At 39.6% G+C, this 16,018-nt stretch carries 10 protein-coding genes; 3 read left to right on the forward strand and 7 right to left on the reverse strand.

Annotated elements, in window-relative coordinates; genetic code table 11:
• Window positions 1–94: 94 nt before the first annotated feature.
• The gene (locus HMAT_RS17930; RefSeq protein WP_104384229.1) at window positions 95–2,332 is read right to left on the reverse strand and encodes a Tex family protein; all 2,238 of its coding nucleotides are present in this window, start codon (window positions 2,330–2,332) and stop codon (window positions 95–97) included.
• Between the two features lie 85 nt (window positions 2,333–2,417).
• Window positions 2,418–2,933 carry a twin-arginine translocase TatA/TatE family subunit gene (locus tag HMAT_RS27625; protein ID WP_104384230.1) on the reverse strand — a complete coding sequence of 172 codons (516 nt, stop codon included), beginning with the start codon at window positions 2,931–2,933 and terminating at the stop codon, window positions 2,418–2,420.
• 239 nt (window positions 2,934–3,172) lie between these two features.
• Between HMAT_RS27625 and HMAT_RS17940 the strand changes: the two genes are divergently transcribed.
• Window positions 3,173–4,546 (forward strand): MATE family efflux transporter, encoded by a 1,374-nt coding sequence (locus tag HMAT_RS17940; protein WP_104384231.1) that lies wholly within the window; start codon window positions 3,173–3,175, stop codon window positions 4,544–4,546.
• Between the two features lie 162 nt (window positions 4,547–4,708).
• Here HMAT_RS17940 and HMAT_RS17945 read toward each other — a convergent pair whose 3' ends face one another.
• The 3 genes from HMAT_RS17945 to HMAT_RS17955 form a co-directional block, all read right to left on the reverse strand.
• Window positions 4,709–6,058: a dihydrolipoamide acetyltransferase family protein gene (locus HMAT_RS17945; protein WP_104384232.1), complete on the reverse strand. Its 1,350-nt coding sequence runs from the start codon at window positions 6,056–6,058 to the stop codon at window positions 4,709–4,711.
• A 124-nt stretch (window positions 6,059–6,182) separates the two neighbouring features.
• On the reverse strand, window positions 6,183–7,430 hold the full coding sequence (locus tag HMAT_RS17950; RefSeq protein WP_104384233.1) for a competence/damage-inducible protein A: 1,248 nt from the start codon (window positions 7,428–7,430) through the stop codon (window positions 6,183–6,185).
• 144 nt (window positions 7,431–7,574) lie between these two features.
• On the reverse strand, window positions 7,575–10,250 hold the full coding sequence (locus HMAT_RS17955) for a putative LPS assembly protein LptD (RefSeq protein ID WP_233789436.1): 2,676 nt from the start codon (window positions 10,248–10,250) through the stop codon (window positions 7,575–7,577).
• 156 nt (window positions 10,251–10,406) lie between these two features.
• On the opposite strand from HMAT_RS17955, the gene HMAT_RS17960 reads away from it, so the two are divergent.
• Entirely contained in the window at window positions 10,407–11,207 is an 801-nt protein-coding gene (locus HMAT_RS17960; RefSeq protein ID WP_104384235.1) for an N-acetylmuramoyl-L-alanine amidase, read from the forward strand.
• Window positions 11,208–11,269: 62 nt separating this feature from the next.
• Entirely contained in the window at window positions 11,270–12,217 is a 948-nt protein-coding gene (locus HMAT_RS17965; RefSeq protein ID WP_104384236.1) for an MlaD family protein, read from the forward strand.
• A gap of 65 nt (window positions 12,218–12,282) precedes the next feature.
• Here HMAT_RS17965 and HMAT_RS17970 read toward each other — a convergent pair whose 3' ends face one another.
• The gene (locus HMAT_RS17970; RefSeq protein WP_104384237.1) at window positions 12,283–14,364 is read right to left on the reverse strand and encodes a S9 family peptidase; all 2,082 of its coding nucleotides are present in this window, start codon (window positions 14,362–14,364) and stop codon (window positions 12,283–12,285) included.
• A 166-nt stretch (window positions 14,365–14,530) separates the two neighbouring features.
• A complete protein-coding gene (gene creD / locus HMAT_RS17975) occupies window positions 14,531–16,018 on the reverse strand; it encodes a cell envelope integrity protein CreD (protein WP_104384238.1) in 1,488 nt (495 codons plus the stop codon).

The raw sequence follows: 16,018 nt of genomic DNA on the forward strand, positions 1-16,018 counted from the left end.
AAAATTAAAACCTTGAAAAGAATGCGGAAAATTGTGAATTAGTAAAACGGTCTATTCTTCAACAAAGAATAGACCGTTTTACTAATAAAGAACCTTATTTGAATTTGCTTGCCAGAGCAGCGAGTTTACTCGCCATATCTGTTTCTGGCTCGTGCTGTTTTCGGCCTTCATTTCTCTTATTTTTAGGAAGAACTGACTTTTCTTCTGTCTTCATGGACAGTGCAATACGGTTACGTTTCTCATCTACTTCCGTAACGGTGACTGTGACATGTTGTTGAACCTTAACCACCTCATGTGGATCAGAGATATATCTATTGGACAATTGGCTTAAGTGTACCAACCCATCTTGATGTACACCGATATCGACAAAAGCACCGAAGTTTGTAATGTTGGTAACGATACCGGGAAGTTTCATGCCAATGCGTAGATCGCTAATGCTATTGACGCCTTCAGTAAATGAAAAAGCTTCAAACTTTTCCCGTGGGTCAAGCCCTGGTTTAGCAAGCTCATGCAGGATATCATTTAAAGTTGGTAACCCCACTTCCGAAGAGATATAATTTTTTAATGGGATAGATTTTCTTAATTCAGCATCTGTGAGTAGATCCTCTACCTTTTTACCCAGGTCTTTTGCCATTTGTTCAACAAGGGCATAACGCTCGGGGTGTACTGCTGAAGAATCCAGGGGATTGGATGCATGTCTTATTCGAAGAAAACCTGCGGCCTGTTCGAATGCTTTATCCCCAAGGCGCGGTACTTTTTTCAGTTCGCGACGCGACGCAAAAGGACCATTTTCATTTCTGTATTTGATTATCTGTTGTGCAAGAGACGGCCCTAGTCCAGAAACGTACGATAAAATCTGTTTTGAGGCTGTATTTAGTTCCACACCGACGGCATTTACACAGCTGATGACTGTATCATCCAGAGAAGTCTGTAATTTATTTTGGTCTACATCATGTTGATACTGACCTACGCCAATTGATTTAGGATCAATTTTGACAAGTTCAGCCAGTGGATCCATTAATCTCCTCCCGATTGATACAGCACCACGTACTGTAATATCGTGGTCAGGAAATTCCTCGCGGGCAGTTTCTGATGCTGAATAGATCGAGGCCCCGCTCTCATTGACCATGACGATGGTGACATTATTGAGCCCCAGTTTTTTTACAAAATCTTCAGTCTCACGTCCTGCGGTTCCATTACCGATCGCAATGGCCTGTATATCATGCTTCGAGACTAAATAATTGATTGTCTTCTGAGCTTCTGCAAGTCCATTTGCACCAGTGTGCGGAAAAATAGCTGTATTTTCTTTGAGTTGACCTTGTTCATCCAATACAACTGTTTTACATCCTGTTCGGAAACCGGGATCTATTGCAAGTAGCCTTTTCTGTCCCAATGGTGCTGCTAAAAGCAGTTGGCGAACATTGTCCGCAAAAACTTTGATCGCTTCTTCATCTGCTTTTTGACGGGTCAGCACGCGAATTTCTGTCTCCATGGATGGTTTCAATAATCGCTTATAGCTGTCTGTCAATGCTAATTTTACTTGTGAGGCGGCCTCGTTGGAAGCTTTGATATAAATAGATTCAATGGTTGGAAGAATATCTTCTTCATTGATGTCAATATCCAGATAAAGCAATTCTTCTTTTTCACCACGACGCATCGCCAAAACACGATGGGAGGGAGCATCTTTTAACGACTCTGACCATTCGTAATAATCTTTATATTTAATCGCTGCTTCTTCTTTCCCGGGAACTACTCTTGATACAAATTCTCCTTTTTCCAGGAATATTGCTCTTGATTTAGACCGTACGTTGGCATCTTCAGCAATAATTTCAGCAATGATATCACGTGCTCCAGCTAAAGCCTCTTCCGTATTTTTAACTCCTTTTTCCTCGTCGACCAACGAATTTGCAAGTTCCAGAAAATCTGTCTTGTCTTGGGACAAAAGAAGATCTGCCAAAGGCTGCAATCCTTTTTCGCGGGCAACACTGGCTCTTGTTTTGCGCTTTGGCTTATAGGGTAGATAAATATCTTCCAGATTTGCCATAGTCTCGGCAGCTATGACTTGTTGTTCAAGTTCTGCTGTCAATTTTCCTTGATCATTGATGGATTTTAATACGGCTTCTTTGCGCTTGTCCAGTTCCTTTAACTGTTGAGAACGATCTCTGATATTGGTAATTTGAACTTCATCTAGGCTACCGGTCATTTCTTTTCGATAACGGGAAATAAATGGTACGGTGGCACCCTCGTCTAATAGTTCAATTGTCGTGCGAACTTGTTTTTCGCTTATGGATAGCTCGTTAGCAATAGTAATTTCGTGTGATAATAAGCTCATTATTGGTTTACTTTAAAAAGGAAAGCTGTTGAATAATGATTCAACAGCTCTATTAAATATCTATTTGTAAATTAATGTAATAAGGTTACGCAGGTTTGTTGGTGTTGTCCTGTTCTGAAGGTTTCTTCTCTTCACCTTCGTTATTTTTGCCCTCAGCAAAGTGGTCATTATATCCGTAGGTGATATGAGAAGGTTCTTCTCCGTAATCTAATTGCTTATGTGGATTGTGCTCCACGACTCCTGCCGGAGTTGAAAATTCATATTTTTTCTTTGCTGGTTCAGATTCTGTGTTTTCAGCTGTTTCCAAAGCTTGGGTCTCTTGTTCAGCTTTCGCTTGCTCTTCTGCAACTTTTACTTCATTTGGAACGGTCTCCTCTTTGACTTCTGTCTTAACGTCTATGTCTTTTTCGAAATTATTGATCTGATCTGAAATCTCACGCTTGATGCCTTCTGATGCATCTTTGAATTCACGTATCCCTCTTCCTAAACCTCTGGCCAATTCAGGAAGCTTCTTGCCACCGAAAAGTAACAAGATCGCAAACACGATTAAAATCATCTCCTGTGTTCCGATGTTTAGGAATGTTATTACTGGATTGTACATACTCTTTTCCTCTTCTTTTGATTACTAACTAGATGCTAAGTTACATTTATATTTCTATAGTTCTTAGACTAAGGGGTAAATTTAAGATAATTTTAAGGTATTTGAAACATAAAAATTACTTAACAAAGGGCAGGTACTTGTCGAGTAAATTTTGTTATATTTTTGCTAAATATTTTTTAATATGACGATAGAGCGAAAATATCTTTGTATTTTTGTGCCTATTTTTTGAGGAATTGATTATGTTGGGAAAATTTAAAACATTCAAGCCGTATTATAAAAGTACAATTGTATTGGCAGGGCCGGTTGTCATTTCACAGCTGGGACATACATTGGTACATACCGCCGATAGCGTTATTGTCGGACATTTTGCTGGAACGATTCCATTGGCTGCAGTGTCCTTGGTGAATGCCGTGTTTATGATCGTTATGGTGGTTGGATTAGGAATTGCTTATGGTATCACACCATTGATTGCGCAGGAAAATGGCCGTGATAACAAGAAGGAGTGTGCGGTATTATTATCAAATAGCTTCTGGTTGAATATCATTACAGGAATATTATTGTTCTGTTTAGTTTATTTTGGCTCAATGCTCGCAATAGATCATTTGAACCAGGATCCGGCTGTTGTCAAAGAAGCAAAACCTTATTTGCTTATCTTGAGTCTTTCCATGTTACCTTTAATGGTATTCAGTACATTTAAGCAATTTGCTGAAGGTTTGGGATTTACTAAACAGGCTATGAACGTAACCATATGGGGTAATGTTCTCAATATTATCTTAGCTATCATCTTCGTCAAGGGGATGTTCGGTATTACGCCAATGGGCGTGAAAGGTGTTGGATACAGTACGTTGATTGACCGTATTTTGATGATGTCAGTGATGATGACCTACGTATTGCGCTCAAAGAAGTTCAATGGTTATATACAACATTTTAAAATTACAGTCATAGATCGGGTAAGATTGGGGAAAATATTGCGGATCGGTGCTCCGGTCGCGATGCAATACGTTTTTGAAATCGGTGCGTTTGCCGGAGCGTCATTATTGGCAGGAACAATTAGTGCTACCGCACAGGCTTCTCATCAGGTCGCTATTCAGCTCGCCGCGATGACCTATATGATGGCAAGTGGTATTGCTGCTGCGGCAACAATTAAAGTGGGCAATAGCTATGGGAATAGAAATCTGTTCCGCTTGGAGCGCTTTGCAATCACGTCTTATCAGTTGGTTTTGCTTTTTATGTTGATTACCGCTTCCTTGTTTGCCATTTTTAATAATTACTTGCCATACATTTTTACCTCAGATAAAGCAGTGGTTGTCATCGCAGCTCAATTGCTGATCATTGCTGGTCTTTTTCAGCTATTTGATGGTACACAAGTCGTTGGATTGGGGGTTTTAAGAGGGATGGGCGACGTTAATATTCCAACGATCATCACTTTTATCGCCTATTGGATTATCGGATTGCCTAGTGGTTATGTGATGGGGATACTCTTTGATTGGGGTATTAAGGGCATTTGGTATGGACTTACCTTAGGCTTATTGACTTCGTCACTTTTACTTTATTTACGCTTCCAATTGGTGATCAAGAAAAAGAAACTCCAATTTGAAACTAGTAGGCTATAAAAACGTAACATCGGAGAAGTCTCTACAAGTAGGTGGAGGATACCTAACCTCGAAATATTTGAGGTATAGCTGTCTACAAATAGGTTTAAAGTAGAAAGGTGGCTGCCAAAGGTTTTTGTATAACTTTCGGACAGCCACTTTTTTATAACGACGTTGCCGTCCTTAAATTTCTCTGTTACTATCCCAATTTTCGAGATAGTCCGCAACCCGTTTTAGGAATGTGCCGCCCAAGGCGCCATCTATTGCACGATGATCGTAAGATAGGGAAAGATACATCATGTGTCGGATTCCAATCATATCGCCGTATTCCGTTTCAATCACCGCGGGTTTTTTTGTGATAGTTCCGACTGCCAATATCGCAGCTTGAGGTTGATTGATAATTGGCGTTCCCATAATATTGCCAAAGGCACCTATATTAGTAAATGTAAATGTTCCGTCTTGGGTATCATCAGGTTTTAATTTATTGGCGCGTGAGCGTTGTGCAAGGTCATTAACCGATTTGCTCAGTCCCACTAAACTCAGTTGATCGGCATTTTTTATTACCGGGACAATAAGATTACCATTGGGCAACGCTGCCGCCATACCGATATTGATATTTTTCTTTTTGATAATATTATAACCGTCTATCGATATATTAACCAAAGGGAAGTCTTTTAGCGCCTTGGTAATTGCTTCAATAAACAGTGGTGTGAACGTTATATTTTCTCCCTCACGTTTTTTATAGGCGTCTTTTACCTTATTGCGCCACAGAACGAGGTTAGTTACATCCGCTTCCACAAATGAACAGACATGTGGGGATACTTGAACGCTCTTGACCATGTGGTCAGCGATCAGGCGACGCATACGGTCCATTTCAATAATTTCGTCATGACCATTTACCACCGTATGAACAGTTGTCGTGGAGACAGTTTGTACTGGTTCATTCTTGATAACAGGAGCGTTCTCCGGTTTTGAATAATCTATATTTTGGTGAGTTCCTCGATTGGAGACGTAAGATAGAATGTCCTCTTTCGTCACCCGACCTTCAGCTCCGGTACCTTGGATGCGATCAAGCTCTTCGAGAGATAGTCCTTCGTGACGGGCTATGTTTTTTACCAACGGTGAATAAAAACGAGTCGTGTGCTCGTAATGAACTGGAGTAATGTCTTCTTTAGGATTCTCTAATTGATCTATACCCGGTATTTCCAGATCGGCAGCTTCATCAGAGCCGGTAGCTTGATCCCTTGGATTTTCCTCCGCTTGAACAGCTGACTCACTCGTTTCGTTGTCCCCTTCTACTTCTATAATTGCAACGACATCTCCAACCTGGACGATTTGGTCTGTGCTATAGAGTTGTTCCTTCAAAATACCTTTGACAGGAGAAGGTACTTCCGAATCAACTTTATCTGTTGCGATTTCCAATAAAGTGTCATCTTCTTCAATCAGGTCACCTGGTTGTTTTAACCATTTGGTAATTGTTGCTTCCGATACACTTTCTCCCATTTTTGGAAGTAAGAGTTTATATAAAGCCATATTTTTTAGCAATCTCGTTATAGAAAAACGAAGTTAATTAAATTGTGGTTTACTTTCAACAATTTAAAATATTATTCCTTAAAAAACGATTTTATTGAAATATTATTTTACATTCATCCAATTCTTATACTTCTTCTTTTATAAGCAGTTTCCAAAGTAGGTGAAGGGCATTCATGCGTGTGCGCTCGATATTGACGAGTCTATCATTGTTGAATTGAAACTTCTTTGTGATAATTTCTTTTTTTCCGGCTACTGCAACCCATACAGTTCCCACAGGTTTCTCTGTGGATCCTCCTCCAGGACCTGCTATCCCAGTTGTTGAAATGGCATAATCGGTACTGAATTTTGCTTTTGCTCCAGCTGCCATTTCGATGGCAGTTTGTTCACTGACTGCTCCGAATTGATTTAAAGTCGTTTCTTTGACGCCCAATAATTGTTGTTTTAGCTGATTGGAATAGGGGATAGTACCACCGACGAAAATCTCGCTGCTACCCGGATTGGCAGTTAATGAGGCCGCCAAACTACCTCCTGTACAGCTTTCCGCAGTAGTCAACGTAAGCCCCTGATGCGTAAACTCCTTGATTAGAAATGCTTCAATGCTGGTGTCGTAATCCGCAATAACATATTTTTTTAAGCGATGCAGAAGCTTGCCCTTGAAGAGTTTTACCTCTTGAATAATATCTGCGTTGTTTTTACTTTTTCCGGAAAGCCGTAAGCGGATGAAGGCTAATGTGGGCAAATAAGCTAATTTAATGGTTGAGGGAAGTTCTTCTTCAATATCTTTTATTTCTTCTGCAAGATAGGATTCTCCGATACCACCTACGAGTATCGTCTCGTGGTGGATGAATATATCTTTACTTTGCTGTTCGATCAATGGAAAGACACGTTTTTCCATCAAATGTTTCATTTCAAATGGAACACCGGGCATAAAGATATAGTGTTTTTTTTCTTGCGAAACCAACATGCCCGGAGCTGTGCCGTAGTCGTTGAACAATATTTCACAGTTTGCTAACACATCGGCTTGCTGTCTGTTGATCTCAAGCATTTCCAGGTTACGTGCTTCAAAGAAACTGGTGACATGCTGTAGTACTTTTTCATTGCGAATTAAGGTTGTACCAAAATATTTCGCAGCGGTATTTTTAGTAACATCGTCTTTTGTCGGGCCCAGTCCGCCTGTAATTAAAATCAAATCGGCTCTTGTGGAAGCACTTTTTAATGTATTGAAAATAGCTTCCTCGGTATCTGGAATGGATGTCATCTGGACAATATCAATTTCGAATTTTCCTAATTGTTGTGCAATCCAGCTGGAATTGGTATCGATAATCTGGCCTATAAGAATCTCGTCTCCAATGGTGATAATTTCTGCTTTCATAATATAAACTTACATAAAATTACGGATCAACTACAGGTCAAAATTGTTTTGATATTAAGGATTTGAGGATGAGTCGTTTCGAGAGGTAAAGGATGTGAATCTAGCATAGAAACTTAGACCGGTGAAATAAAAAAAGCGGTTATTTTAAAAATAACCGCCTCCAGAACTTGCTCTTTTTGTCAGTTTGAGGTCTTGCAAGATAGATGCCTTCGCTCGAATAGTGACATTATAACTTCGATATCGCCCGAATGGCATCCAACCGAAGGACATATCCCAACAGTGTAAATCTCGATAGATATTGAATGAAGTCATGACGACTTCCTTTTGTTTGAAATCGTAACCGGATTGAAAGGTGACTTTCCATTTAGGTGTCACACTGAAATCGCCATGCAAATTCAATGTGCTCGTAATCTGATTGTCCATGCGCCTAGTACTTGAATTAAAGAACTTGGACATGTTGAAACTAAATGAAGCAGCCAGATTCCAAGGGATATTAAAATCCACAAAAGCATTCGGATCGGAACTGATCCGGGCTAAAGCCTGTGCCTGCTCCGGAGTCATTCCGGCACCAGACATTTCTTTCCGCAGTGAATCAATATTATTATTACGTGATTTGGCTGCTTTTGGATTTAAACTATAGTCAAAGGACAATCCGAAGTTCGTCAGGCGTGCCAAACTTCCATCTTTGATCGCGTATCTGTTGATACGCACACCATTATCGTCAATAGTGTAAGGATCAAAGGTACCGTTGAAATTGACGTTCATCTTTTGGTCGAAAAACGCAGTCCGGCCGGAAAAAGTTATCGGAGACAGTTTCAATGAATCTGCTACGAAATTGTAATTCCCGCTAAAGGTTAACCCCTGAAGAATAGGAATCTTTTTGAAACCACCGTCGGTGGTGTCCGACTTGCTTTTTATTTTAGCCTCAATATTATTGTCAATCGAGAAGCCTATACCTGCTGATTTTCCGGCCGAAGGCGAACCATACACACCCTGAGCAAAGATAGAGTACACATTACGGTTGCCGTATTGATCATTATAATGTTGATAGAATCCATAGCGTGGGTCGGAGAAATCCGGCCTATAATTCAGATTGATTGACGGGGTAACAACGTGTCTGATCGCTTGAATTTTTCCGATCTTTGGATACATACCATAGATTTTTGTTGAAAGGCCCGTAGATACGGAGTAATCATAAGCACGATTAAATCCCTGTAGCGTATCGAGCCGCTGTTTATAACCTGATGGAGTGTTATCAATACGCTGTCTCGTGCTTTGGAAATACCAGCGCTCAGTATAGTTTACACTTGTGTTGAACTGAAAATATTTAAAAGCATTGAGCGATAAACTGATCGGAATATTGTGCTGGAAGCCATTTTGAAACTTTTTAAAGCCACCTGGCTTAAACAGCATGGTATCAATGGTGTTTACTGTATTTTGCGCTTGAAAACTATAGCCAACATTAATTCGTTGATACCACTTTTGTTCGCCAACGCGATCCTTACTGTCAAAAGGATTGAATGAGGATACGTTTAAACTAATATTTGGTAAGCTTAATTGAATACTTCTCGTTGCCATATCCTGGCTATGGGTTAAACTTGCCGTTAAGTTTACTTTTCCGTCAGCAAATACTTTTCCATAACTGATGGACGAACCCATTCTGTTACGGGCTAAGTTTTCATAACTATTTTGTACACTCCCTGTACCCGTATTTTGGAAGAACGATGTTGTACCAAAGTTTACGCTGGCAGAGAATGATGTTCCAGGATTGGCTTCCTGACGTTGGGTATGGTTCCAGGTAACGTTGAAATCTTTATTTGATCCATAATTATCGGTGCCTTCTATCCCTGTTTTTGTATTCGCATACCGGATATTAAATCCACCGTTATATTTATAATTCACCGTATAACGGGTGTTTATGGACGCTTCCCATGAACCCTTTGAGTATAATGATCCTCTGATTTCGCTATCCCAATAATCGTTGAAGGCTAAATACCAACCAATGTCACGCATGGAAAAGCCTCGTGTATAATCTTCACCAAAAGAAGGAAAGAGAAATCCGGATGCTCTCTTATCGGGCTTCGGAAAAAATGCAAAAGGGAAGGCTACGGGCATAGGTACCCCCATTACTACCAAGTATGCGGGGCCAGAGATAATTTGATTTTTGGTTACGATCCCTTTCGTTATATGTATACCGAAATGGGTATGCGGGTAAGGTAAATTACAGGTACTGTATAGTCCTTTGTAGATTGACATCTCATCATAGATATTCTTTCGGACCGTATTGGCCTGGATAAAGCCTCCATCGACCTCGGTCATTATACCATAGGTGTTTCCCTCCTGCTTTTCATAATCATAATAGAGAGAATCTACTGTTTTGGGTGATTCACCATTGCCCATAATGACAATAGGACGTCCTACATATTTACCGCTTTTATCATATATCCCTGACGCAAAGATCTTTTTCTGATTACGGTCGAGACGGATGTAATCAGCCGAAAGTTCAAAATCCTGATACTTTACTTTTGCTCCGCGATATAAATGACTAATATTCTTTGCGACTTCCGATTTTTGAGAATCAACTGCAATAATGCTGACTTCCGCCTGTAGCCCACTGCCTTTTTTCTTGGTGGTGTCCTGAACAGATTTAGTAGAATCTCCCGGCTTAATTTTTGTTGTATCCTGCAGTTTATTGGTCACCGAGACAGCATCCTTACTTTGAAGTCCGTTCTGTTTTAATGGGATATTGCTCTGAGCCAACGTTGAATTGCTCGTTGCAAGAATGATAAATAGTGTTAAAATGTTGATTAACGACTTCAAAATTAAAGACAAATGTTATTTTTGTGAAATAATGTTAAACTTCGAAGGACAAAATTAGTCAAAAAACAAATAGAAAATATGTTAAATATCGTTATCTATTAAAGAAATAATATTGACTCATTTTGTTTCGTTTATAGTAGAGCAAATAATTATTCAATGAAATCAGATTTAAGAATTAGAAAATGGTGTAGCATTATAGTTGCTACTTTGGGATTTTTTTTATTGAATTCTTTCAAATTAAACAACGGTCAACCCGAGCCACCCGACTATCAGATCAAGACTATTGTTATTGATGCCGGACATGGCGGGAAAGATACCGGAGCACAGGGAAGGCGATCCCTTGAAAAGAATGTAGCTTTGGATGTCGCGCTAAAACTCGGAAGGCAAATTCAAAAAGATATTCCGGGGGTTAAGATTATTTATACTCGGACTACTGATGAATTTGTGGAATTGTATAAACGTATTCGTTTGGCAAATGCCAATAAAGCAGATTTATTTATTTCTATACACTGTAATTCAAGTGGAGCAAGTGCCCACGGTACCGAAACATTGGTGTCGGGCTCGCATCGTTTAGGACAACAAGATGCTGCAGTACGTGAAAACGCTTCGCTATTACTGGAATCAAACTATAAGGAAAACTATCAAGGTTTTGATCCCAAGGATCCTGAAAGCGCAATTATTTTTTCTTTGATGAAAAACAGATTCCGTGAGAAAAGCATTCGTTTGGCACAGATGATCGAAGGAGAATATGTTAAAGCCGGGAGATACAGCCGTGGATTTTGGGAAAAGGGTCTAGCGGTACTTGCGGAGGCTGGAATGCCAGCTGTTCTGACAGAAATTGGATTTATCAGCAATAGGGAAGAAGAGAGCTATCTATTGTCAGAGGAAGGACAACAGGAAATTGTCGATAATTTGGTTTCAGCTTTAAAAATTTATAAAAATTCAGTAGAACGCTAAACAGATTTGCTTTTGTACTGTTTTAAACTTATATTAATGATGCATTACAAAAGAAATAATCTGTGAAAATATCAAACGAAACAAAAGTCGGCATATTAGCAAGCGTTGCAATCGCGCTATTATTTATAGGATACAGTTTTCTAAAAGGAAACGACGTTTTCAGTAGCGATAATACATTTTATACGACTTATAGCACAGTCGATGGATTGACACCTTCCAAACCGGTTCTAGTAAATGGTTATCAAATCGGTAGGGTATCAAAAATGACCTTGCAGCCAGATGGTAAAATAAAAACGGAATTTAAGATCCATTCCCATTATCATATTCCTAAAAATACCATCGCCCGGATTTCAAGCACAGATTTATTGGGTAGCAAAGCGATTGTATTTGAAATGGGGAATAGCACTGATATGGCTAAGGATGGTGATTTTCTTAATTCGGGTGTGCAGCCCAATATTATGGACAAAGTTGAGCCAATTCAAAAGCGTATAGAGACCATTACGATTAAGTTGGATTCTACCCTTTCCGTGGTAAATACCGTTCTGGATAAGCAATTTCAGGACGATTTTAAAAGCAGTATCCATAGCATTTCAACATCGTTGAAGAATGTCGAGGGTATTACAAAAGATGTGGAAGGCTTGGTTGGAAATGAGAAAGGACGATTGAATAGGATCATGGCAAACCTGGAATCCATCACATCCAATTTCTCGCAAAATGGCGAAAAGATCAATTCGATAATGGCTAATCTCAACAATATAACAGATAAGGCCGCACGATTGGATTTTGAACAAACCATGAATAAGGTGAATGCAACGATGTCTGATTTTCAAAATATTACCAGTAAGATTAACAGTGGTAAGGGATCTATAGGTCTATTGCTCAATGATGAGGAGTTATATAACAATTTGAATAATGCCTCTAAAGAAATGGATAATCTGATGAAGGATGTCAAAGAGAAACCCGGAAAATATATTAAGCTTTCTATTTTTGGAAAAAAGGGCGAAAAATAGTTTTTAAAACGGGTTGTACTTATAACAACAGAAAGCCTGCTATACACATAGCAGGCTTTCTGTTGTTATAAGGTTTCTTTAAGCCAGGTAAAGAATTCTCTTTGCCAAACCTGAGCATTCTGTCCGGACAGCACCCAGTGGTTTTCGTCAGGCAGATAAACCAGTCTACTTTTTATCTTCTTTAACTGCGCCAGTTGAAAGGCGGCCAAACCTTGGCCAATAGGGACACGGTAATCTTTTCCGCCTTGAAAAATCAGAATAGGCGTGTGCCAGTTATTTGCTTTTTCAATCGGATTAAATTCAGTATAGGATTTTTCATTTTTGTTATCCCAATATGCTCCGCCTAATTCATGATTTGCAAAGAATAGCTCTTCAGTGGTGCCATACCAACTTCTCATATCGAACAAACCATTGTGTGCAATGAAAGTTTTAAAACGGTTTTGATGTACGCCGGCCAATTGATAAACCGAATAACCACCGTAACTGGCTCCGATTGCTGCACGGCGAGCTGTGTCAACATAAGACTCCTTGGAAATATCGTCTATCGCGGCTAAATAATCCCTGATCGGCTGACCGCCCCAGTCCTGGGAGATGGCTTCATTCCATTTGACTCCCCAGCCTGGCATACCTCTACGATTTGGTGCGATAACAATGTAACCTTGGGATGCGATCAACTGTAGATTCCAGCGAAAAGAATAAAACTGGGTCAGTGCCGATTGTGGACCGCCTTCACAGTAAAGTATTGTTGGGTATTTTTTTGCAGGATCAAAATTTGGCGGATAGATTACCCATGAAAATAAATCTGCGCCATCAGATGCTTTTGTAATTCGTTTCTCAATTTTGTTTTCAGCAACTGTTGCATACTTGTCATCATTGACCTTGGTGACGGCTGTCAGGGACTTGTTTTTGAGATCGAAGCTGAAAATTTCAGTCGCACGTGTAAACTTTGTCAACGTAACGATAAGTTTATCCCCAGTTTGCCCTACAATACCTGTAATATCAAAATCTCCCGTTGAAATTTGCTGGATCTTTGGAAGGCTTTTTGATTTGACATTCGAAGGTACTTCCAGTTCGAATAACTGTACGGTGCCTTTGGTTGCAGCAGTAAAGTAAATTTTACGATTGTCGTTGCTCCAGATAAAACTGTTGACTGTGCCGTCCCAATGTGAAGTCAGATTTAAACGGATAGCGTTGTTTTTATCAAATAAGATGATGTCATTTTTATCAGATTCGTAGCCATCGGTTTTCATGCTGAGCCAAGTCAGACTTTTTCCGTCCGGAGAATAAGCTGGTGCAATGTCATAACCATTCATGCCCTCGGTGAGGTTAGTCGTGGCTCCGGAAGAAATCTCATAGCGGTAGATATCCGTATTCGTGCTCACGGCATAATCTGTTCCGAAGTTTTTCTTACAAACATACAATACCGCTTTGCTGTCAGGAGACCAGATGAAATCTTCTGCACCGCCGAAAGGAGCCTGTGGACTATAATAGGGCTGATCTTTTAATAAGTCTATCGGTTCTCCTATTTCACCGTCGCTGTAACTAGCAATAAAAGGATGATTGAATTTACCATCATTGAAGGTATCCCAATGACGGTAATCTAAATTATCATAGATATAGGCATCGGACTTCGGTAATTCTGGATATTTGTCGGTACTATGGTATTTTTTGATCAATACAGGCCGGCTAAAAAGAATATGCGTTCCATCTGGAGAAAATTTAACATTCTCCAAGGTCAACTCACCGGATGTCAGTTGTACTGCTTCGCCTTTGGTCAGATTCTTTTTCCACAAATGACCTTTTGATAGGTAGATCACATCGCCATTGTTTTCGATTTGAACCACAGTTTCCCCTCCCTTTTGATCAGTTAATTGGTTAGCTGTACCATTGGTCAATGAAACTGTAAAAAGATTCTTCTCACTTGCATTGCTCTCCAGGTTGTAATTGGATACACCGTATACCAACGTTTTACCGTCTGAGGAAAGTCCTTCAGCAGATACCCGTCCGAGATCCCAAAGCTTACTGGGGGTAATAGGTTGTGGGTTTTCTGTAACCATTTTAAAACTGGATTTTCCACCTTTGCTTTCTTGTGCATTGCTAAGGTTGCATGCCATAATCGCTAATGTAAATATTGTAAGTTTTTTCATATATATAATGCTGAAAAATATGCCTGCAAGTTACAGATTTTGCTAATAAATGCTGCTTAAAGCATAAAAATAGCCGCCTGATTTGTGAAAAGGCAGCTATTAGGAACGCTATGTTTATTTTTTGATTAATATTCGGATAATAACCCAGTAGATTTTGAGATGTTGTCTATTGATCAGCATGATTATTGTCAAATTGATACCAGTTAATTTTTGTAGAAACACGCATCAGGATTGCCAGAATGATGAAAATACCAATTGTTCCAGCAATAAGTGAGTAGTCCCGAAGTTGCATAAGCACGTAGATGAACAGATAAAAAGTGCTTAAGATAGCTCCGAACAAAAGGGCTGTTTTACGATCTTTGGTAATCGCCTTGATAAAACTTCCTATGAGCAATACAGTTGCGATCGAAGCAATTAGATAGGCCAGATTAAATCCAATGTGCTCTGATAATGCTAACAATAGGGTATAAAAGAGTACCATGGCGGCTCCGATTAATACATATTGAATAATATGTATTCTTTTTTTCTTGATTATTTCAGTGAATAGAAGTGAAGTAAAGGTCAATAGGATGATCAATATACCATATTTAGCAACTCTGGTTGTTTTTTGGTAATTGTTGATGTCTGGTAAAAAATTTATAGTAATCATATCCGAATTCACCAAGATGTCGCTGGGTATAATGGTGTCGGATGTAGTACTCGTAGCCGCTTGCGTAAGTTCGACTTCATCTGTTAAACTTCCTTTATTTTTTTCGAAATGATAGATCGGAAGGATATCCCCTGACCACTGTTGTGGTAACTTTCGGCTAAAAGAAGGAATTTCCCAAGATGCAGAGAAATTAGTTTTGTCAATCGTTCGTTTGCTTGGTAAGAACGCGCCGGCAAAGCTTGGATTAGCCCAATTCCCTTTGGCTGAAATATTTGTTTGATCGCCAAGCGGGACAAAATTCAATGATTTAGATCCTTTGAGGTTTAGTGTGATTTTGAAGTGGTTTTCATTTTCCTTGGGGCTGACAGAAACAGGGCAAACTAAATTTTGACTGAATAGTTTGAGGTTATTAAAATCAGGATCAAAAGTCGAATCTTGTCCATTCCAAGTGAGGAGAGGGCGTTTGCCCAGTCCTTTAAAATCCTGTATGCCAAATACAATCCGGCTTCCTGTCCAATCTATCCTTTCGGCGGGGATTTCCAGTTTTGTTACATCAATTTTATTGAAACGGCCATCTATCGAAATACTGCTATTATAGACGACAGAATTATAGATACCACGTGATAATTGTTGTGGGCTGATGTCCGTGCTGATATTAGCACTTTGGGGGAGGATAAAGATCCATTTCGTCTGTTTGTATTCTAATGCCGTAGCATCATTAACTTTTTCAGCGGGCTTCTGAATAGTTTCGCTGTAAGGGATTGCTAAGACAGGGCCGGAAATAACCTGTTCTTGTCCCCAGTTAAGAGCGATGTCCTCGGACACGTTTTGTTCCCGCGTTTTGCGTTCCTCAATCAGGTCACTGATTAGTGTCAGCGGTATGAGCAGGAGGAGCGAAAGAAATAGAATGACAAATAACTTTAGGACAGTTGAGTTGCTAATTTTATCAAATAGCGAATTTTGCGCTGTACTGAATGACGTGTTAGAACTATTTTGATTTTCCAT

The organism is Sphingobacterium sp. HMA12, assembly GCF_002933815.1.
GTDB lineage: Bacteria > Bacteroidota > Bacteroidia > Sphingobacteriales > Sphingobacteriaceae > Sphingobacterium.